The sequence below is a fragment of the Pigmentiphaga humi genome (assembly GCF_900606115.1).
GTDB lineage: Bacteria > Pseudomonadota > Gammaproteobacteria > Burkholderiales > Burkholderiaceae_B > Pigmentiphaga > Pigmentiphaga humi.
The window spans coordinates 77429-97472 of record NZ_UWPJ01000011.1; the positions used below are offsets into that span (position 1 = coordinate 77429).

Below are 20044 nucleotides of genomic sequence, written 5' to 3' on the forward strand. Positions count from 1 at the left end.
TTTATACTCGGCCTTCGTGGGAGCCCATGCACGGCCGTGCTGCGGTTTTTTGTCCTGAATCGAAGGGGGAGACATGAACAAGATCGAGTTTTCGCAATACGTGGAGGGTAGCCCTCGCATCGAAGAAGATGGGGGCAAGCAAGCCTATTGCGCGCCGGGCCTGATCCGGATGGGGACGTTGAAAGACATGACCCTGCTGGAGTTGCAAATCATCGACGATGGGATCCTCTTCGGAAGCTGATTTTTCAAGGAAGGTATGCCGCCAGGCCCAGCCCTCCCGGCATTGTCCCCATGGCTCCGCGTCCTTATTCCGCTTGGGATGCAGAGCTCGCCTTGCGCGGACGGCTGTGCCGGGCAGTTGACTTACGGGCTGCCGTTTTCTTGGCAGGCTTGTCTCCTGTCTTCTTGAGGGACTGCGCCGTTTCCAAAACGGTCTCGTTCGCAGAAGGTACCGCCGCCTGCTCGGCCGACGGGCGGTGTTCCACGTCGATGGGCTCCCGGGAGGGTGCTTCCGCGGGTTCTGCGGATCGACCGGTTTCGTCGGCGTTGCCGCTCTTCACCGCCTTGGCCGGCGAAGCCCGCCGCGATGCCGATTTGCGTGGCGCGCGCGTGCCGCCCCGGCGTTCCGGCTGGGCCGTGGCCTCCTCCGCGGCTGGTCCCGTGGGCAAGGGCGCCGCTTCCGCGACTTCTGCGGCAGGGATCGAGTGCTTCGGCACTGCCGCTTCCACCGCCGGAGGCTCTGCGGTGCCATTGCCCCGATACACGTAGGCTCCCGATTTGTCGTCGCGTCCGAATTCCAGCAGGCCGCGGGCCTGGGCCGCCTCGAGCAGGTTGCCGAAGGCGCGGAAGCCGAAATAGCTTTCGTTGAAATCGGGGCGCCGGCGCTTGATGGCCTCCTTGAGCACGGAGGCCCAGATCTTGCCGGTGTCGCCGCGTTCGGCCACCAGCGCGTCGAAGGTTTCCACCGCAAGCGCGATGCCCTTGTCGCGGCGCGATTCCAGTTCTTCCTTGCGACCCTTGTCTTCTTCCTGGGGACGGCGTCCGGCGTGGCCAGCGCGCGCATCGCGCTTGGCGGCCTGCTGGGTCTCGCGGACCAGGTCGTCGTAGAAAATGAATTCGTCGCAGTTGGCGATCAAAAGGTCGGAGGTCGATTGCTTGACGCCCAGGCCGATCACCTGCTTGGCGTTCTCGCGCAGCTTGGAGACCAGCGGCGAGAAGTCCGAATCGCCGCTGATGATGACGAAGGTGTTGACGTGCGACTTGGTATAGCAGAGGTCGAGCGCATCGACCACCAGCCGGATGTCGGCCGAGTTCTTGCCGGATTGGCGTACGTGGGGAATGTCGATCAGCTCGAAGTTGGCTTCGTGCATGGTCGCCTTGAAACCCTTGTAGCGCTCCCAGTCGCAATAGGCCTTCTTGACCACGATGCTGCCCTTGAGCAGCAGGCGCTCCAGGACCAGCTTGATGTCGAAGCGCTCGTATTTGGCGTCGCGCACCCCCAGGGCAACGTTTTCGAAGTCGCAGAACAGTGCCATGCTGACGTTGTCGTGGGTGGTGATCATGGTGGTGCTCCGGATGGTGCCATGGCCGGCGGATTGCCGGCCGTAGAGCGCCGATGATAGCGGTTTCGGCCGGGGTTCGCCGCACGCGGCGGGGCGCCGTCCGATAAACTGGATGCGGCAACGGCGACGCGTGTCTGCTCGACGGGCGCGTCGCCCGCCTTTTCCGAGACGCCATCCACTTCCCGGCTCCACTGCCGGATTCCGACATGCCATCTGTTTCGCACATGCCCACGATCGCCAGCCCGCCATCCGCTTCCGCAGTCGAGATCCGCGGGTTGGCCAAGACTTATGCCAACGGTTTCCAGGCCCTCAAGGGCGTGGACCTGGAGATCCGCCGTGGCGAGATCTTCGCGCTGCTCGGCCCGAACGGCGCCGGCAAGACCACGCTCATCAGCATCGTCTGCGGACTGGCGCGCGCCAGCGCCGGCAGCGTGCGCGTGGACGGCCACGACATCGTGGCCGACTACCGCGCCGCGCGCAGCAGCATCGGCCTGGTGCCGCAGGAATTGTCCACCGATGCTTTCGAGACGGTCTGGGCGACCGTGAACTTCAGCCGCGGATTGTTCGGCCGCCCCGCCGATCCGGCCTACCTGGAGCGCGTGCTGCGCGAACTGTCGCTGTGGGACAAGCGCAAATCGCGGATCATGACGCTGTCCGGCGGCATGAAGCGCCGCGTGCTGATCGCCAAGGCGCTGGCCCACGAACCCACCGTCCTGTTCCTGGACGAGCCCACCGCCGGCGTGGACGTCGAGCTGCGGCGCGACATGTGGAAGATGGTGCGCCGGCTGCGCGACGAAGGCATGACCATCATCCTGACCACGCACTACATCGAGGAGGCCGAGGACATGGCCGACCGCATCGGCGTCATCAACAAGGGCGAGCTGATGCTGGTCGAGGAAAAGCGCGCGCTGATGCGCAAGCTCGGCAAGAAGCAGCTCGTGCTGCGGCTGCGCCAGCCGCTGGCGTCCCTGCCGTCCGCGCTGGCCCGCTACGACCTGGAGCTGGCCGACCAGGGCCGCACCCTGGTCCACGTCTTCGACAAAAGCGGCGAGGCCGAGGGCATCGCGCCGCTGATGCGCGACCTGATCGGACAGGGCATAGAGGTCCAGGACATCGAGGCCAGCGAGAGTTCCCTGGAAGACATCTTCGTGAACCTGGTGCGGGAGCAGGCATGATCAATTTCTACGCGATACGCGCCATCTACCGCTTCGAGATGGCACGGGCCTTTCGTACGCTGATGCAGAGCATCGCCTCGCCGGTGCTGTCCACCTCGCTGTACTTCATCGTGTTCGGCACCGCCATCGGCTCGCGCATGGGCGAGGTCGGCAGCGTCAGCTATGGCGCCTTCATCGTCCCCGGACTGGTGATGATGTCGCTGCTCAACGAGAGCATCTCCAACGCCTCGTTCGGCATCTACATGCCCAAGTGGACCGGCACGATCTACGAGCTGCTGTCGGCGCCGGTGTCGCCGCTGGAGGCGGTGGTCGGCTACGTGGGCGCGGCGGCATCCAAATCGGTGCTGCTGGGCATCCTGATCCTGGTCACGGCGCGCCTGTTCGTGCCGTACCACATCGCCCATCCGTTCTGGATGATCGGCTTTCTGGTGCTGACCGCCGTCACGTTCAGCCTGTTCGGCTTCATCATCGGCCTATGGGCCGACGATTTCCAGAAACTGCAGATCGTCCCGTTGATGGTGGTGATGCCGCTGACCTTCCTGGGCGGCGCCTTCTATTCCATCAGCATGCTGCCGCCGCTGTGGCAGAAGATCACCCTGGCCAACCCGGTGGTCTACCTGATCAGCGGCTTCCGCTGGAGCTTCTACGGCGAAGCGGACGTGAACGTGGCGGTGAGCCTGGGCATGACGCTGGCGTTCCTGCTGCTGTGTCTCGGCGTGGTGGCCTGGATGTTCCGCACCGGCTATAAGCTGAAATCCTGATCCCCCTGCGCGCTTGCGCGCGCCGGTACGAATACCTCGTCCCAGCTCATCGGCCGCTCCAGGTAGCCGTCGTCGTGCAGCATGGCGGAGAACGCGTCCAGCGTGGGCCGGTTGGCTTCGATGCCATAGGGCCAGGGATCGGGCCCCAGCGCCGCCACGGTTTCCTCCACGTGGTCCATCAGCCACGGCAGCATGGCCGACAGCGCGCCGCTGAAGCGCAGCCGCTGCCAGGCGGCGGCCTTGGCCTGATCGCAGGCCTGCACCAGCGCCGGCGCCAGCCAGGGATGCGCCTCGTGCACGTCGCGCCGCAGGACCAGTGCGTGCATGATGGGAAAAATGCCCGTGCGGGAGAAATACCCGGCTTCGCGGGTCCGGTAATCGGGGAACAGCCGCTGCACGTCGCCGTGCCGGCCGTAGGATTTCGGGATGAAGGCGCCCACCAGCGCGTCGATCCCGCCCTGGGCGAGCAGGTCGCTCAGGCAGGTGGTGGCGGGGATGCGCTGCGCGCGCAGCGGCCGGCTGGGCCGCAGCTCCATGATGTCGCCGCCCGCCACCCCGTATTCATTGACGCCGCCTTCATACCATTCGACCCCGTCCAGGTCGACGCCGTGCTCGTCGCGCAGCAGGCCCCGTATCCAGACAGCCGCCGTCATCTGGTGGCCCTGGACGCCGATCCGCTTGCCGGCGAGATCGGCCGGCGTGCGGATGCCTGCTTTGGCATTCACGAAAATGAATCCGTGCCGGAACATCCGTGACGGAAAGACCGGCAGCGTGACGAAATTGGCGCGGCCCTGGGCGGTCAGGGCGTAGCAGTGCGTCAGCGACATTTCGGCGATGTCGAAGGCGCCGCGTTCGATCATCGGACTGAAGATGTCGACCGGGCGCTGCCGCACGTTCGCATCGATGCGCACACCCTCGACGGCTACCGTGCCGTCGTAGAGGGCCTGCAGGCGGTCGTAGGGGCCGGCGGCCAGCGTCAGGTCGAGGGTAGGCATGGCCGCTCCCGCCTACTCGAGCTTGACGCCGACTTCACGGACCAGCGCGCCCCAGCGGTCGAACTCCTCCTTGAGCATGTCGCGCATCTGTTCGGGCGTGTTCGGTTTCGGATCGTGCGAGGCGGTGTGGATGCGCTCGACCAGATCTGGCGACTTGAGGGCGGTCGCCACCTCGGCATTGAGCTTGCGCACGATCTCCGGCGGCGTGCCGGCGGGCGCGAGCAAGGCCATGGCCGAGTCGATGCGGAATCCCGGCACGCCGGCTTCTTCCATGGTCGGCACGTCGGGCATGGCCGACGCGCGCTGGCCGCCGGTCACGGCCAGTACGCGCACGCGGTTGGATTGAAGCAGGGGCTGTATCGGCCCCGAATCCGTGATGCCGGCGTGCACCTCGCCGGCGGCGACCGCCGCCGCGGCGGGGCCGCCTCCCTTGTACTGGACCGAGGTCATGTCCAGCCCCTGGGAGCGCTTGAGCAGCTCGCCCGCGAGGAACGTCTGGCTGCCGACGCCGGTGACGGAATAGTTGATGCTGCCCGGCTTGGCCTTGGCGGCATCGATCAGGTCGCGCATCGACCGGATGGGCGAGTCGTTCTTGACCGAGATCACCAGGCCGCTGGTGGCGATCAGCGAGATCGGCGCGAGGTCCTTGAGCGGATCGTAGCCGGCCTTGGTCAGGTGGACGGTGACGGTCAGGGCACCCAGCGAGGTCAGCACCAGCGTGTAGCCGTCGGGCTTGGCGCGCGCCACCGCTCCCACGCCTATCGTGCCGCCCGCGCCGGCGCGGTTGTCGATGAAGAAGGTCTGGCCGGTCTGTTCAGTCAGCTTTTGCGCAAGCGCCCGCGCGATCACGTCCACGCTGCCGCCGGGGGCATAGGGCACGACGATCTGGACGGAGCGTTCGGGATAGCGTTGCGCCCAGGCGGCGGGCGAGGCCAGCGCCAGGCTGGCGGCAACTGCGGCCGCGGCCGGCGCCGCGGCGAGGCGGACGGTCCGGTCGAGAGAGGTGGGGCGAGGTACTGCTGGCGATCCGGTACGGGACATGGCAAGCCTCCATCATCAAGCAGGGCAGGGCGTGAATGCGGCAAAGCCGCCGCGCGAGGCGCGCGGCCGCGGGTCAGATTTCGATGATCGTCTTGGGGGTCTTGTGCAGGCACTCTCCCGGGCCGTCGGGGCCGATGATGTAGTTGTCGCAAACGGTGGTGAAGACGCTGGGCGTGGCGTGGCCGGGGTGCGCCACGATATTCATGCCGGCGGCGATGGGCATGGTCTCGTCTTCCCGGATCAGCGGGCGCTCGACCATGTCGTAGCCTTGGCCGTGGCAATACAGGCGCGTTTCCTCGCGCATGCCGCGCGAACGCATGAAGGCATTGTGCGCGGACAGAATGTCGGCGGGCAGCGCGCCCGGTTTGAGCTGGTCCAGCGTATGGCGCTGCGCCTCGACCAGCAGCGCTATGGTGTCCTTCAGCTCTTCCGAGGCCTTGCCCAGCACGAAGGTGCGCGCCAGTTCGCCGTAGTAGCCGCCGGGGCCGTTGTTCTCGATCAGCAGGGTGAACGAATCGCCTTCGCGGATCTCGCGGCCCTGCAGGTGGCGCGGCTTGTACATGGCGGCGCGGCCGGCGGGCGAGGACGAGCCGATGAACAGCCCTTGCTCGCTGCCGTGCAATTGCCCCACGTACTGCGCATAGGCGGAAATCTCGAAATCCTTCATGCCCGGCCGGATGTGGCGCGTGAGGGCTTGCAGCACCTCGTCCTGCATGGCCGCCATGCGCTGGATGGCCTCGATTTCCTCGGGACTCTTGATGGCCTTGATGTGGTCCACCATGTCGGTGGCGTCCACCACTTTCACGCCCGCCGCGTCGAGCGACTTCAGCAAATGGGCGCAGAAATCGTGGTACATGCAGGCCGTGCCCACCATGCCTATGGTCTTGTAGCCGGCGCGCTTGAGTTCGCCCAGCACCAGGTCGGCGTCGTAGTGGCCGGTGTAGTGGATGGACGCGTAGCTGGGCGTGAACAGGATGCGCTCGACGCCGCGGTCGGCCAGGTCGTCGGCCTCGACCTGGCGCACGCCGCCCGTCGGCCCTTGTTCGACCGAAATCATGTGGCCGCTGCGCGCGAAGACGATGGCGCGCGGGTAGGCGTTGGTGGCGGGGCGGTCGGTGAACCATTTGACGTAGCCGCCGAGCCAGTCGTTGGCGTTCTGCATGACGAGCGCGTCGATGCCGCGCGCTTCCATTTGAAGGCGCACGGCCTGCCAGCGCCGTTCGAGCTCGGCGGTGGAGATGGGATGCAGGACTCGGGAGTTGTTGTCGCTCATTGGATTTCCGCGGGTTGGACCAGGGGCCGGTCGCTGCCGCTCCGGACGACGTTGCGCATGGCGCCCGGCCGTCCGTCGAGGTAGCACCGAAGGTTGTGTTCAAGAATGGGCATGACTTGCTCGACGTAGATTTCGGTCGTGCCGCCGTGCTTGGGCGAGATCAGGATGCGCGGCTCCTGCCAGAAAGGATGGCCGGCGGGCAGGGGTTCGGTGGCGAACGCGTCCAGCCCGGCGCCGGCGATCGTTTCCTGGCGTACCGCCGCGAGCAGCGCGTCCTCATCGACGACGCTGCCGCGCGACATGTTGACGAAGAAGGCGCCGGGCTTCATGGCCGCGAAGAAGCGGCCGTCGATCGAGCCGTCGGTGTCGGGGCCGGCCGGCAGCAGGCAGATGACGTAATCGGCCGTCGCCAGGGTTTCATGCAGGCGCGCGCGAGGCAGGACGAGATCGAAGTTCGGGACTTCGCGCGGCGCGCCCGAGATGCCGACGACCTCCATGTCGAAGGCCTTGCACCGCCTGGCCAGGCCTTCGGCGATGATCCCCGTGCCGAGGATGACCGCGCGCTTGCGGTACAGCAGCGATTGCGGCCAGCGTTCCCAGGTGGCTTGCGCCTGGTTGCGCAGCATGCGGGGCAACTGATGCGTCAGGGCCAGCATGTGGATGAAGGCCATCTCGGACATCTGCGGGGCGTGGATGCCGCGGGCCGAGGTGACGAGCACGTGGGGCCGGAGCGTTTCCAGCGCGACGATGGCGTCGGTGCCGGTGGTGAGCGCCTGTATCCAGCGCAGGCGCGGCATGCGGGCCACCAGTTCGTTGGTGTAGAGGTGGCCCAGGGCGAAGACCGCTTCGCAGCCGGCCAGCGCCGCGTCGTCGATGGCGGCGAAATTGCGTCCGCTGGCGATCTCCACCTGCGGAAAGGCGGCAGCCAGGGCCTCGTGGTAAGGCCGGCTGAAGTAATGGTCCACGATCAACAGTTTCACTGCGTACTCCGGGGCGATGCACTGGACGTACTCTATAACTAAGATTCTAGTATGTCAATCAAGGCGAATCAGCAGAAGCATCGTGGTCGAAGAGAAGAAGCGAGGGGGGAAGAGCGGCCGCCGGAGGCGGCTTTAGAGCAGTCCTACGCGGCGCGGCTTGCCCAGCACGTGGGCTTCCATCGCCTGCTCCGCCGCGGCGGCGTCGCGCGCGGCGATGGCGGCGACGATGCCGGCGCGCTCGCGGTTGCCGATGGCGCGCATGTGCTCGGAATAGTCGCGCTGGCCGTTGCGCAGGATGTAGTTGGCCATGTGCCAGAACTTGCCGATGCGATTGGCCAGCACGGGCGTCCTGGCCATGTGCCGGATGACGCTGTGGAAATAGCTGACGTTGTCCAGGTTCCAGTGGCCGCCGCCGCTGGGCGACTGCTCGAAGCTGGCCTGAGCCGCGCGCAGCCGGGCCAGGTCGGCTTCGTCATGGCGTTCGGCCGCCATGCCGGCCATGCGGCCTTCCATCTTGGCGAAGACCGAGAAGAAATCCTGGATTTCGCCGCGATCGGGCGCCGCCGCTTCGCATCCGACCTGCGGCGTAATGATGACGAAGCCGTCGCCGGCCAGGTCGCGCATCGAGGTGATGATGGGCTGGCGGCTGACGCCGAATTCCTGCGCCAGGTCCACCACCGAGAGTTTTTCGCCGAAGCGGTAGTGGCCGCTGGCGAACCGCCCCTGCAGGATCTGCAGGATCCTGCCCGTCTTGCCGGCGGGCGCGCTCTGATCCGCGAGGCCGGTGGGGTAGCCGGGAGGGGGAATCGGGACGGGGCTGGACATGTGCGGCTGTCTCGGTCGGGCGTCAGCCCAGCGTGGATTCCAGCGCGAACAGCTGCTCGACCGTTTCGCGCGCGCGCACGACGTGGTAGCTGCCGCCGTCCACCATGACCTCGGCCGCGCGCGGCCGGGTGTTGTAGTTGCTGGCCATGACCATGCCGTAGGCGCCGGCGGATTCGATTGCCAGGTAGTCGCCTTCGCGCACGGCCAGCGAGCGGTCCTTGGCCAGCCAGTCGCCGCTTTCGCAGACCGGGCCGACCACGTCGTAGAGCGCGGCGGCTTCATCGGCGCGCGGCCGGACCGCGAGCACGCCGTGGTAGGCCTCGTACAGCGTGGGCCGGATCAGGTCGTTCATGGCCGCGTCGACGATCAGGAAGTTCTTGGCGTCGGTGGGCTTGAGGTATTCCACCCGCGTCACCAGCAGGCCGGCATTGCCGACCAGCGAGCGGCCCGGCTCCAGCACGATCTGGCGCGAGCCGTAGCCGCGCGCATCGATGCGCTCGAACACGCGCGACAGCAGCGTCTTGGGTGCCAGCGCGGTTTCGTCCGAGTAGCGGATGCCCAGGCCGCCGCCCAGGTCCAGGTGCTCGACGCGGATGCCGTCCGCGGCCAGGACGTCGAGCAGGTCCAGCAGCTTGTCGAGCGCGTCCAGGAACGGCGCGGTCTCGGTAATCTGCGAACCGATGTGGCAGTCCACGCCGACCACCTGTATGCCCGGCAGCGAGGCGGCCGTGCGGTAGGCGGCGGGAGCTTCCTCGATGGCGATGCCGAATTTGTTTTCCTTGAGCCCGGTGGAGATGTAGGGATGGGTCTTGGGATCCACGTCCGGGTTGACGCGCAGCGACACCGGCGCGCGCTTGCCCATGGCGTGCGCGACCGAGGAAAGGCGGTGCAGTTCGGCCACGGATTCGACGTTGAAGCATTTCACGCCCGCCTCGAGCGCCAGGCGCATCTCGGCGGCCTGCTTGCCCACGCCCGAGAACACCACTTTGCCGGGGTCGCCGCCCACGGCCAGCACGCGCTGCAGCTCGCCGGCCGAGACGATGTCGAAGCCGGAGCCCATGCGGGCGAACTCGCGCAGCACGGCGAGATTGGAGTTGGCCTTCATGCCGTAGCAGACCAGCACGTCGCGCTCGCCTATGCCCTGGCGGTAGGCATCGTAGGCGGCGTGCAGCGCGGCGCGCGAATAGATGTAGAGCGGCGTGCCCAGCCGGTCGGCCAACTGGGCCACGGACACGCCCTCGGCGTGCAGGATGCCGTCGCGGTAGGCGAAATGGGGGCTGCCGACCGGAACGGGCAGGGAGGCGGAAAGGCTCATTGGGGAATGGGAGTATGCGAGATGGATTCGTTGCGGCGGGAAACATCGTCGCCGGTCTGTGCCGGCGCCGCTTGGGCCGGAGCGGCCGGCTGCGTGGCCTGGGGCGGCGCCTTGGGCAGGTAGAGCGGCCCTTTGTTGCCGCAGCCCGCCAGCAGCGCGAGCGCGGCAGCCGCGCAGGCGGCGCCCAGCCGCCGCGCCATGCGGGGCTTGCTGGCTACAATGGCGGTATCAGCAACCCGATCAAGGTCTGGGCATGCGGCGCGCCCGCGGCGCGATGGTTTCATGTCGGACATAGACGAAATTATGAACGAAAGCGAATTTCTTGCCCTGGCCCAGGACATCCTGGATTCGATCGAGCAGCAGGCCGATGTCTGGTTCGAACAGCGCGACATCGATATCGAAGGCACGCGCAATGGCAACGTGCTGACCCTGACCTTCGAGGACGGCAGCCAGGCCGTCGTCAACAGCCAAGCCCCCATGCAGGAAATGTGGGTCGCTGCGCGCAGCGGCGGCTTCCATTATCGCCTGAAGGACGGCAAGTGGCTCGACACCCGCTCCGGCGAGGAGCTGGCGCAGGCCTTGTCGCGTATTTGCTCCGAGCAATCGGGCCAGCCCATAGAAGTGGAAGTCCCCTCCCCTACGCGCTGACGCGCGCTCCCTCAGGGGGCGGCGCTGGCGGACCGGCGGAGCCGGATCCGCGGCGCCCTGGGCCAGGCGGCGTCCCTTCATGCGGTTGGGGCACGGCGCCACTCCCGAGGCGCCGGCCGCTCCGGTCACGGCAGGTAGTTCTCGCGGCGCGCGCCTTCGCCCGTGTTGCTGCCGCCGTTGCCGTTGATCAGGTTGCCCAGGCTGTCGATGAGCCGGGACATGGGATCGGCCGAGGGCTGGGGCACGCCGACGCTGGCCACTGCCTGCCCCGGCGGGAATTCCGCGAAGTAGTAATCGCCGTCGCTGACGACGATGCCTTGCGGCATGGGCTGTTCGCGCTGCGGGACGTCCTTGAGCGCCTGCTGCATGAACTTCAGCCAGATCGGCATGGCGGCGCCGCCGCCGGTTTCGCGCGTGCCCAGCGAGCGCGGCTGGTCGTAGCCCAGCCAGGCCACGCCCACCAGCCCGGGGGTATAGCCCGCGAACCAGGCATCCACCGAGTTGTTGGTCGTGCCGGTCTTGCCGCCCACGTCCGAACGCTTGAGCGACAGCGCGGCGCGCGCCGTGCCGGTGCGCACCACGTCGCGCAGCATGGAGTCGGCGATGAAGGCGGTGCGGGCATCGATGGCGCGCAGCGATTCGTCGCCGGCCTTGGTGGGACGGGCCTGCATCAGCACGCGGCCGGTACTGTCGGTGACCTTGTCGATCAGGTAGGGCGTCACGCGGTAGCCGCCGTTGGCGAACACCGAGTAGGCGCCGGCCATCTGCAGCGGCGTGACCGAGCCGGCGCCCAGCGCCATGGTCAGGTAGGCCGGGTGGCGGGCGGCCTCGAAGCCGAAGCGGGTGATGTAGTCCTGCGCATACTGCGGGCCGATGCTTTGCAGAATGCGGATCGACACCAGGTTCTTGGACTTGGCCAGGCCCTGGCGCATGGTCATCGGCGGTTCGTTCTTGCCGTCGTAGTTCTTCGGTTCCCAGCGCTGCGAGCCTGTGGCCGAAGCCTCCAGCACGAAAGGGTCGTCCGAGACGATGGTGGCGGGAGTCAGTCCGCGCTCCAGCGACGCCGCGTAGATGAAGGGCTTGAAGCTGGAGCCCGGCTGGCGCCAGGCCTGCGTCACGCGGTTGAACTTGCCGTTGTGGAAGTCGAAGCCGCCCACCATGGCGCGGATCGCGCCGTTCTGGGGATCAGTGGAGACGAAGGCGCCCTGGACCTGGGGAATCTGCAGGATTTCCCAGTCGTTGCCGGTCTTGAGGATGCGCACGACGGCGCCGCGGCGCAGTTTCATCGAAGGCTGGGCCTTGGGCGACAGCGCGGACTGCGCGAACTTGAGGCCCTTGCCGGAGATTTCGATGATCTCGCCCGAGCTGCGCGCCACCCGTACCTTGGCGGGCTCGGCGGACAGCACCACGGCGGCCATCAGGTTGTCGCTGTCGGGGTAGTCGTTGAGCGCGTCGTCCACCGCCTCGTTGAGCTTCTCGGCATCGCCGTCGATGCCGGCGGGCAGGTCGACGAAGGCTTCCGGGCCGCGATAGCCATGGCGGCGCTCGTAGTCGAGCACGCCGTCGCGCAGGGCGCCGTAGGCCGCGTCCTGCATGTCGGACTTGACCGTGGTGTAGACGTTCAGGCCGCGCGTATAGGTCTCTTCCTTGTAGATGTCGTAGACCAGTTGGCGGGCCAGTTCGGCCACGTACTCGGCGCGCACGCCGAATTCGCCGCCCAATTGGCGGATCTTCAGCTTTTCGTCGAGCGCGGCGCGGTACTCGGGTTCGGTCAGGTAGCCCAGGCCGGTCATGCGCTGCAGCACGTATTGCTGGCGCAGCTTGGCGCGGGTCGGGTTGACCACCGGGTTGTAGCGCGAGGGGGCCTTGGGGATCCCGGCGAGCATGGCCGCCTCGGCGGCGGTGATCTCCGACAGCGGCTTGCCGTAGTAGATCCGGGCCGCCGACGCGAAACCGTAGGAGCGCTGGCCCAGGTAGATCTGGTTGATGTAGAGCTCCAGGATCTGGTCCTTGGTGAGATTGGCCTCGATCTTGAAGGTCAGCAGGATCTCGTAGAGCTTGCGGGTCCAGGTCTTTTCGGACGACAGATAGAAGTTGCGCGCCACCTGCATGGTGATCGTGCTGGCGCCCTGGCTTTTGGAAAAGTTGACGACGTTGGTGAGCGCGGCGCGGACGGCGCCGGTCCAGTCGATGCCGCCATGTTGGTAGAAACGGTCGTCTTCTGCGGACAAGATCGCCGATTTCAGCACGTCGGGCACGTCGCGGATGCGCACTACGTTGCGCCGCTCTTCGCCGAACTCGCCGATCAGGGTGTTGTCCGAGGTGTAGACGCGCAGCGGCATCTTGGGATGGTAGTCGGTCAGGGCGTCGAGGTCTGGCAGGTTGGGGTATGCCAGCGCCAGCGCCAGGCCGACCAGCAGGATGCCGCAGGCGGCCAGGCCGGCGAGAATGCCGAGGACCTTCAGGATGATACGGGACATGAGGAAGCTGTTTCTCGTGCGAGGACGAGACCCATTATAGGAACATAGGGCGGTAGCGGCCTTATAGACCCGCCGGGCGGGCTGGGGTTCCTGTAACAGATGATGTGCAAAAGTCCCGGCGGCGATTTTCGGCTGGGGCGCTCTTGCGGGATAATGGGCTCTTGTAACTATATTTCGTGGCTTCGGCCTCACTAGCCAGTGGATCAGCTTTCCTACGATTCATGCGCGGCCGCCGCTACGGGGCCGGCGGGCACGGATTTCGTGCCGCCCGTGTTCCTGGTCGGAATGATGGGAGCGGGCAAGACCACCATCGGGCGCGGGCTCGCCCGGGCATTGTCGCGCGAGTTCATCGACGTCGACCATGTGCTGGAGGCGCGCTGCGGCGTGCGGGTGCCGATCATCTTCGATCTCGAGGGCGAGGCGGGCTTTCGCCGCCGCGAGACCCTTGCGCTGGACGAATGCAGCCGTGTTTCCGGGGCCGTGCTGGCCACCGGCGGCGGAGCCGTGCTGGCCGAAGAGAACCGCCGCATGCTGCGGGCGCGCGGCGTCGTGGTCTATCTGCGCGCGCGCGCAGACGAGCTCTACCAGCGCACCCGCCACGACCGCAACCGGCCGCTGCTGCAGACGGCCGACCCGCTGGCCCGCATCGGCGAACTGCTGCGCCAGCGCGAACCGCTGTACGAAGAAATCGCCGACCTGGTCATCGATACGGGCAAGGGCTCGGTTCCCAGGCTGGTCAACCGCATCCTGCCCCTGCTCGCAACCTGCAACAAGCGCGTCACGCCGCCCGCCGAGCTGCCGCCGCTGGAGTGCCTATGAAACAAGTACGTGTCGAAACCCCCGGCGGAAATTATTCCATCCAGATCGCCCCCGGCCGCCTGGACCGCCTGGCCGAGGCCGTGCCGGCCGACGCGACCACCCTGGTCCTGGTGACCAATCCCACCGTCGCCGCGCTCTACGCCGAGCGCGCCGAGCGGGCGCTGTCGGCAACCGGCAAGCGGGTGCTGCGCATCGAGCTGCCCGACGGCGAGCAATACAAGGATTGGCAGACGCTCAACCTGATCTTCGACGGCATGCTGGCGCAGCATTGCGATCGCAAGGCAGTAATCGTGGCGCTGGGCGGCGGGGTGATCGGCGACATCGCCGGCTTCGCCGCGGCGGTCTACATGCGCGGCATCCGCTTCATCCAGGTGCCGACCACGCTGTTGTCGCAGGTCGATTCCTCCGTGGGCGGCAAGACCGCCGTCAACCATCCGATCGGCAAAAACATGCTTGGCGCGTTCTACCAGCCGATCTCGGTGGAAATCGACACCGATGTGCTCAACACCCTGCCGGCGCGTGAAGTCTCCGCGGGCCTGGCCGAGGTCATCAAATACGGCGCCATCCTCGACGCGGAGTTCTTTGCCTGGTGCGAAGCCCACGCACAAGACCTGCGCGCGCTCGACCCGCAGGCGCTGGCCCACGCCATCGCCCGTTCCTGCGAGCTCAAGGCCTTCGTCGTCTCGCAGGACGAACGCGAGACCGGCCTGCGCGCGATCCTGAACTTCGGCCATACCTTCGCCCATGCCATCGAGGCGGGGCTGGGCTTCGGCGCCTGGCTGCATGGCGAGGCCGTGGGCTGCGGCATGGTGCAGGCGGCCGAGCTGTCGGCGCTGGCCGCCGGGCTGGTGCAGGCCGATGCCGAGCGCATCCGCGCGCTGACGCTGGCGATAGGCTGTCCCGTCTACGCGCCCGACCTGGGCACCGAACGCTGGTTCGACCTGATGCAGGGCGACAAGAAAACCGAGGCCGGGCAATTGCGCTTCATCCTGCTGCCGAAACTGGGCGAGGCGGTGCGAACGCCGGCCGACGCCGCGCTGGTCCGGCAGGCGCTGGACCGGACGGTAGCGAAAACCGCGGGCGAGCAGCCAGCCGTCGTCGCCTGAACCCCATCGAAGGAGCCTCTTACGACCATGCCGCAAGTCCTTGCTCCTTACGCCGCCGACCCGGCCGCCACGCGCGGCCGGCGCCATCCCGAAGCCCCGCCCGAGGGGCGCACCGAATTCCAGCGCGACCGCGACCGCATCATCCACGCCAACGCCTTCCGGCGGCTGGAGTACAAGACCCAGGTATTCGTCAACCACGAAGGCGACCTGTTCCGCACCCGGCTCACGCACAGCCTGGAGGTGGCGCAGATCGCCCGCTCCGTGGCGCGCAATCTCGGCCTGAACGAAGACCTGGCCGAAGCCATCTCGCTGGCGCACGACCTGGGCCATACACCTTTCGGCCACGCCGGGCAGGACATCCTGCACGCCTGCATGCACGAGTTCGCGCCCGAGGCCGGCGGCTTCGAGCACAACCTGCAAAGCCTGCGCGTGGTGGACGAGCTCGAAGAGCGCTATGCCGACTTCGACGGCCTGAACCTGTGTTTCGAAACGCGCGAAGGCATACTGAAACATTGCTCGCTGACGCGCGCGGCGCGGCTGGGCGACGTCGGCGAGCGCTTCCTCCGGCGCACCCAGCCCTCGCTCGAAGCCCAGCTCGCCAATCTGTCCGACGAGATCGCCTACAACAACCATGACATCGACGACGGTCTGCGCTCGGGCCTGATCACGCTGGAGCAACTGCGCCAGGTGCGCATCTTCGCGCGCCACTACCGGGAGGTGGTCCAGCGCTACCCGGAGCTGCCGGAACGCCGAGCCATTACCGAGACCGTGCGGCGCATGATCAACACCCTGATCATCGACCTGACCGGCACCACCGCCGAGCACATCGCCGAACACCGGCCGCAGTCGATCGACGACGTGCGGGGCGGACCTCCGCTGGCGGGCTTCAGCGCCGCGCTGCGCGCCGAGGCCGACGAGCTGAAGACGTTCCTGCGCGATAACCTCTACCGGCACTACAAGGTGCTGCGCATGACCACCAAGGCCAAGCGCATCCTGCGCGACCTGTTCACCGCCTTCATGGACGATCCGCGCCTGCTGCCGCCGCAATACCAGGCGCGCGCCAGTCTCGGCCAGGCGCGCGCCATCGCCGACTACATCGCCGGCATGACCGACCGCTACGCGATCAAGGAGCACCGGCGGCTGTTCCTGGTGAGCGACGAATAGCGCAACGGCCGCCGGCCCTGAGCCGGGCGGCGCCCCCTCAGGTGGGCGGCCGCCCGAAAAATCGCTGGTATGCCAGGCTGCGCAGCCACGTCAGGCCGGGATCGCGGGCATAGCGCTCGTGCCAGGACTGCGCCACTTCGTAGGGCGGCAGGGGGAGCGGCGGTTCGTAGGTCCGGACTCCCCACGCATGTTCGAAAGTCGCCGCAAGCGTGCGCGGCACGGTGGCCAGGTAGTCGGTCTGCGCAACGATGCGGCCGATCGAGAGAAAGTGGCCGACCCGCAGCGCGATCGGCGCGCCGATGCCGGGGGAGGACAGGATGCGCTCCAGCACCTGCGCATGCCCGGTGATCGATCCCGTGGCGATCACGTGCCCCAGGCTGCGGAAATTGTCCACGGTCAGCCGGCCGTGGATGGCGGGGTGGTCGCGGCGGGCGATGCAGGCGTACCTGGCCGTGAACAGCACGTCGGAACACATGCCCTCGGGATGGAGCCGCAAGTGGCCCATGGCCAGATCCACGGTGCCGTCGGCCATCGCGTCGTGCAGCGCCTTGCCCTGCAGCTGGCTGGTCTGCAGGCGCACGCCGGGCGCCTGGCGCGCCACCAGGTCCGCCAGGGTCGGCAGGAAGACCTGCTCGCTCACATCCGACATGGCCAACGTGAACACACGGTTTTCGGTTGCGGGATGGAAGACCGGCGGGTGCAGCGTCTGCCGGACGATATTCAGCGCCTGGCGGACCGGCGCGCTCAACTCGTCGGCAAACGGCGTAGGCACCAGCCCGTGCGGCTGGCGCAGGAAGAGGTCGTCGCCGTAGGCATGGCGCAGCCGGGTCAATGCGCGGCTCATGGCGGGCTGGCTCAAGCCCAGTTCGCGGCCGGCCGCGGTGAGGTTGCGGGTCTGGTAGACGGCCTGGAAGAGTTCCAGCAGATTCAGATCGACCTGGTGCGAGAGACGTTTCGCCAATGGGACCCCCTACGCGCTTACGCGCGCCCCCAGGGGCGGCACCCGGCGAAGCGGGATCCGTTATGCCCTGGATCAGGGCGGCGTCTAAGCGGCGCGAATAGCACGTGGCGCATGCAGAATAGACATGCGTTCGAAGCATGTCTGATATCAGTTCATTTCATTTTACGCATTTCGTCGGCCTTTGTACGATGGTTACCAAAATATCAGGAGACCTTATGTACAGCAGCGCCCACTATCTGCTCCAGGGGCTGACCGACCTGAACGTCGAGTACGTCTTTTCCAACCTGGGCACCGACCACGCGACCATCCTCGAGGAGCTTGCGCGCTGGCGCAAGGAAGGGCGCCCGCATCCGCGCTTCGTCCTGTGCGCCCACGAGAACGTCGCCATCCACATGGCGGCGGGGTACGCGGCGATGACCGGGCGCGGCCAGGCGGTCATGGTGCACGTCGATGCGGGCACGGCCAACGCCGCCATGGGCATGCACAACATGTTCCGCTCGCGCCTGCCGGTCATGCTGATGGCGGGGCGCTCGCCGCATACCCTCCACGGAGAGCTGCAGGGCTCGCGCGACAACTACGTGCACTTCGTGCAGGATCCGTTCGACATCGGCAGCCTGGTCAGGCCCTACGTGAAGTGGGAATACACCTTGTCGACCGGCGTCAACGCGCGGGAAGTCCTGCGCCGCGGGCATGCCGTCATGCAGAGCGATCCGCCCGGACCGGTCTACCTCACCCTGCCGCGCGAAGCGCTGGCCGAGCAGTGGGAAGAAGAGCAGGTGCGCGAGTTCAGCGAAGCGCGCTACGGTCCCGTGGCGCTGGGCGGCATCGACGAGCAGCGGGCCGGACAGATCGCCCAGGCCCTGATGGACGCGGAAAAGCCGATCGCCGTCGCGGCCTACCTGGGCCGCAGCGCGCAAGCCATGCAGGCGCTGGAAGAGCTGGCCATGCTGTGCGGCATCGCCGTGTACGAGTTCTCGCCCTTTACCTTGAACATTTCGCGTGAATCGCCGTGCTTCGCCGGTTTCGATCCCGCCCCGGGCGTGGCCGAGGCCGACCTCGGGCTGCTGCTCGACGTGGACGTGCCCTGGCTGCCCAAATACATGCGCGAACGCCCAGAGACGCGCTGGGTGCACATCGACGTCGATCCCATCAAGAAAGACTTCCCCATGTGGGGCTTCGCCACCGACATGCGGGTGCAGGCCGATTGCGCCACGGTGCTGCGCCAGGTCATCGGCATCGTCGAGGCGCGCGCCGACGATGCGTTCCGCGCGCGCGTGCGCGGCCGCATGGCGCAGCTCGAGGCCGCCGCGTCGGCCCGGCGGGCCCGTGCCGCCCAGGCCGCCGCGCAGGGCGGCTCCCCGGGCGCCATCTCGCCCGCCTATCTGTGCGCGCAGCTGGACGCCGCGATCTCGCAGGACGACGTCATCGTCAGCGAAGCCATCCGCAACGCGCCCATGGTGCTCAACCACATCCGCCGCACCCGGCCGCAGACCTTCCTGGGCACGGCCGGCGGCGGGCTGGGCTATAGCGGCGGCATGGCGCTGGGCGCCAGGCTCGCGCGCCCCGGCGTGCGCGCCATCCAGATCGTGGGCGACGGCGGCTTCCACTTCAGCGCGGCCACGGCCGTCTACGACGCCGCGCAGCGCTACGGGCTTCCCATCTTCACGGTCGTACTCGACAACGGCGGCTGGCAGGCCGTGAAAGAAGCCGTGCTGCGGGTCCACCCCGACGGCGCCGCGGCCGACGCCGACGAGTTCCATGCCCGGCTGAGCGGCGAAACGCGCGAGTTCGCCCAGGTCGCCCAGGCTTTCGGCGCGCACGGCGAACGGGTCGCCGATCCGGCCGAGGTCGGCCCGGCGATCCGGCGCTGCCTGGAGGCCGTGGACGCCGGGCGCGCGGCATTGCTGCACGTGCAGATCGGCAATATCTAGTAGCGCAAATACAAAAAAACCGGAGGAAGACAATGAGCAAATCGAGAGCATGGCCCATCGCGGCCCTGGCGCTGGCCCCCATGTTGCTGGCGGCACCCGCGGCCCACGCCGCCTATCCCGACAAGCCCGTCACCATCGTGATCGGCTATGCCGCGGGCGGCGGCAACGACGTGCTGGCGCGCATCATGGCCGAAGAAATGAGCAAGGGCCTGAAACAGCCCGTCATCGTCGAGAACCGCGCGGGCGTGGCCTCGATTATCGGCGCGGCCTACGTGGCCAAGGCCAAGCCGGATGGCTATACGCTGTTCTGGGGCGCGAGCGGACCGATCTCGTTCAACCCCGGGCTGTATTCCAAGCTGCCCTATTCGGTCGACGACTTCAAGCCCATCTCCCTGACGGCGGTCTTTCCGCTCGTGCTCATCGCCAATGCCGAGCTTCCAGCCAAGAACGTGGCGGAACTCGTCGATTACTCCAAGGCACATCCCGACCGGGCCAACTACGGCTCCAGCGCCGCCTCCTTCCAACTGGTGACGGAACTGTTCAAGGCCAAGACCGGCGCGAGCTTCGCGCACATTCCCTACAAAGGCAGCAACGAATCCGCGCAATCCGTCATGGCCGGCAACGTCTCCATGGCCATCGTCGATCCCACGCCCGCCATGTCCGCGCTCCAGAGCAACCGCGTGCGCGCGCTCGGCGTGACCTCGGCCGCCCGTACCGAACTGCTGCCCGACGTGCCTACCCTCAAAGAGTCAGGCATAGACCTCGACGTCGAACTGTGGGCCGGCCTGCTGGCGCCGGCCGGGACCCCGGACGACATCGTCCAGCGCCTGCAGGCCGAAGTGGCGCGCGTCACGGCCCTGCCCACGGTCAAGAAAAAATTCGCGGCCATCGGCAACACCGCGCGCTCCAGCACGTCCAAGGAATTCCACGACCTGATCCAGCGGGAAGTGCCGTTCTGGACCAAGGTCGCCCGCGATAACGACATCAAGGCGAACTGAAACCGGCCTC

General features: G+C 67.3%; 19 protein-coding genes. 9 read left to right on the forward strand and 10 right to left on the reverse strand.

The window, feature by feature from the left end:
• The first annotated feature begins 73 nt into the window (after positions 1–73).
• On the forward strand, positions 74–241 hold the full coding sequence (locus PIGHUM_RS23870) for a hypothetical protein (protein WP_160142183.1): 168 nt from the start codon (positions 74–76) through the stop codon (positions 239–241).
• A 64-nt stretch (positions 242–305) separates the two neighbouring features.
• Here PIGHUM_RS23870 and PIGHUM_RS06370 read toward each other — a convergent pair whose 3' ends face one another.
• A complete protein-coding gene (locus PIGHUM_RS06370) occupies positions 306–1562 on the reverse strand; it encodes an NYN domain-containing protein (protein ID WP_124078550.1) in 1257 nt (418 codons plus the stop codon).
• Between the two features lie 206 nt (positions 1563–1768).
• Between PIGHUM_RS06370 and PIGHUM_RS06375 the strand changes: the two genes are divergently transcribed.
• Together PIGHUM_RS06375 and PIGHUM_RS06380 are read left to right on the forward strand one after the other, a co-directional pair.
• Positions 1769–2737, forward strand: coding sequence for an ABC transporter ATP-binding protein (locus tag PIGHUM_RS06375; RefSeq protein ID WP_246012967.1), 969 nt, complete (start codon positions 1769–1771; stop codon positions 2735–2737).
• Positions 2737–3498 (forward strand): ABC transporter permease, encoded by a 762-nt coding sequence (locus PIGHUM_RS06380; RefSeq protein ID WP_124078577.1) that lies wholly within the window; start codon positions 2737–2739, stop codon positions 3496–3498. Before PIGHUM_RS06375 ends, PIGHUM_RS06380 begins: the two co-directional genes overlap by 1 nt.
• Here the strand turns inward: PIGHUM_RS06380 and PIGHUM_RS06385 are convergent.
• The 7 genes from PIGHUM_RS06385 to lptM form a co-directional block, all read right to left on the reverse strand.
• Positions 3480–4493 (reverse strand): substrate-binding domain-containing protein, encoded by a 1014-nt coding sequence (locus tag PIGHUM_RS06385; protein WP_124078551.1) that lies wholly within the window; start codon positions 4491–4493, stop codon positions 3480–3482. The genes PIGHUM_RS06380 and PIGHUM_RS06385 overlap by 19 nt on opposite strands.
• 12 nt (positions 4494–4505) lie before the next feature.
• Positions 4506–5534 carry a Bug family tripartite tricarboxylate transporter substrate binding protein gene (locus PIGHUM_RS06390; protein WP_124078552.1) on the reverse strand — a complete coding sequence of 343 codons (1029 nt, stop codon included), beginning with the start codon at positions 5532–5534 and terminating at the stop codon, positions 4506–4508.
• A gap of 73 nt (positions 5535–5607) precedes the next feature.
• Positions 5608–6807: a M24 family metallopeptidase gene (locus tag PIGHUM_RS06395; protein ID WP_124078553.1), complete on the reverse strand. Its 1200-nt coding sequence runs from the start codon at positions 6805–6807 to the stop codon at positions 5608–5610.
• Positions 6804–7787, reverse strand: a complete 984-nt coding sequence (locus tag PIGHUM_RS06400; RefSeq protein WP_124078554.1) for a D-2-hydroxyacid dehydrogenase — start codon at positions 7785–7787, stop codon at positions 6804–6806. The genes PIGHUM_RS06395 and PIGHUM_RS06400 overlap by 4 nt, the downstream gene beginning before the upstream one ends.
• 132 nt (positions 7788–7919) lie before the next feature.
• Positions 7920–8612 (reverse strand): GntR family transcriptional regulator, encoded by a 693-nt coding sequence (locus tag PIGHUM_RS06405; protein ID WP_124078555.1) that lies wholly within the window; start codon positions 8610–8612, stop codon positions 7920–7922.
• A 22-nt stretch (positions 8613–8634) separates the two neighbouring features.
• On the reverse strand, positions 8635–9927 hold the full coding sequence (gene lysA, locus PIGHUM_RS06410; protein ID WP_124078556.1) for a diaminopimelate decarboxylase: 1293 nt from the start codon (positions 9925–9927) through the stop codon (positions 8635–8637).
• On the reverse strand, positions 9924–10127 hold the full coding sequence (gene lptM / locus PIGHUM_RS06415; RefSeq protein WP_124078557.1) for an LPS translocon maturation chaperone LptM: 204 nt from the start codon (positions 10125–10127) through the stop codon (positions 9924–9926). Before lptM ends, lysA begins: the two co-directional genes overlap by 4 nt.
• A gap of 103 nt (positions 10128–10230) precedes the next feature.
• Here lptM and cyaY point away from each other — a divergent pair, with 103 nt between their 5' ends.
• Positions 10231–10575 carry an iron donor protein CyaY gene (gene cyaY, locus PIGHUM_RS06420; RefSeq protein ID WP_124078558.1) on the forward strand — a complete coding sequence of 115 codons (345 nt, stop codon included), beginning with the start codon at positions 10231–10233 and terminating at the stop codon, positions 10573–10575.
• Between the two features lie 125 nt (positions 10576–10700).
• Here cyaY and PIGHUM_RS06425 read toward each other — a convergent pair whose 3' ends face one another.
• Positions 10701–13055, reverse strand: coding sequence for a penicillin-binding protein 1A (locus PIGHUM_RS06425; protein ID WP_124078559.1), 2355 nt, complete (start codon positions 13053–13055; stop codon positions 10701–10703).
• A 285-nt stretch (positions 13056–13340) separates the two neighbouring features.
• On the opposite strand from PIGHUM_RS06425, the gene PIGHUM_RS06430 reads away from it, so the two are divergent.
• From PIGHUM_RS06430 to PIGHUM_RS06440, 3 genes are read left to right on the forward strand one after another with little or no spacing between them, the layout of a single operon-like run.
• The gene (locus tag PIGHUM_RS06430; protein WP_124078578.1) at positions 13341–13874 is read left to right on the forward strand and encodes a shikimate kinase; all 534 of its coding nucleotides are present in this window, start codon (positions 13341–13343) and stop codon (positions 13872–13874) included.
• Positions 13871–14980: a 3-dehydroquinate synthase gene (gene aroB, locus PIGHUM_RS06435; RefSeq protein WP_124078560.1), complete on the forward strand. Its 1110-nt coding sequence runs from the start codon at positions 13871–13873 to the stop codon at positions 14978–14980. The genes PIGHUM_RS06430 and aroB overlap by 4 nt, the downstream gene beginning before the upstream one ends.
• 27 nt (positions 14981–15007) lie before the next feature.
• On the forward strand, positions 15008–16144 hold the full coding sequence (locus PIGHUM_RS06440; protein ID WP_124078561.1) for a deoxyguanosinetriphosphate triphosphohydrolase: 1137 nt from the start codon (positions 15008–15010) through the stop codon (positions 16142–16144).
• A gap of 37 nt (positions 16145–16181) precedes the next feature.
• On the opposite strand, the gene PIGHUM_RS06445 is transcribed toward PIGHUM_RS06440, so the two are convergent.
• On the reverse strand, positions 16182–17105 hold the full coding sequence (locus PIGHUM_RS06445) for a LysR family transcriptional regulator (protein ID WP_124078562.1): 924 nt from the start codon (positions 17103–17105) through the stop codon (positions 16182–16184).
• Between the two features lie 215 nt (positions 17106–17320).
• Here PIGHUM_RS06445 and PIGHUM_RS06450 point away from each other — a divergent pair, with 215 nt between their 5' ends.
• Together PIGHUM_RS06450 and PIGHUM_RS06455 are read left to right on the forward strand one after the other, a co-directional pair.
• Positions 17321–19036, forward strand: coding sequence for a thiamine pyrophosphate-requiring protein (locus PIGHUM_RS06450; RefSeq protein ID WP_124078563.1), 1716 nt, complete (start codon positions 17321–17323; stop codon positions 19034–19036).
• Between the two features lie 32 nt (positions 19037–19068).
• Positions 19069–20034, forward strand: a complete 966-nt coding sequence (locus PIGHUM_RS06455) for a Bug family tripartite tricarboxylate transporter substrate binding protein (protein ID WP_124078564.1) — start codon at positions 19069–19071, stop codon at positions 20032–20034.
• Positions 20035–20044 lie beyond the last annotated feature (10 nt).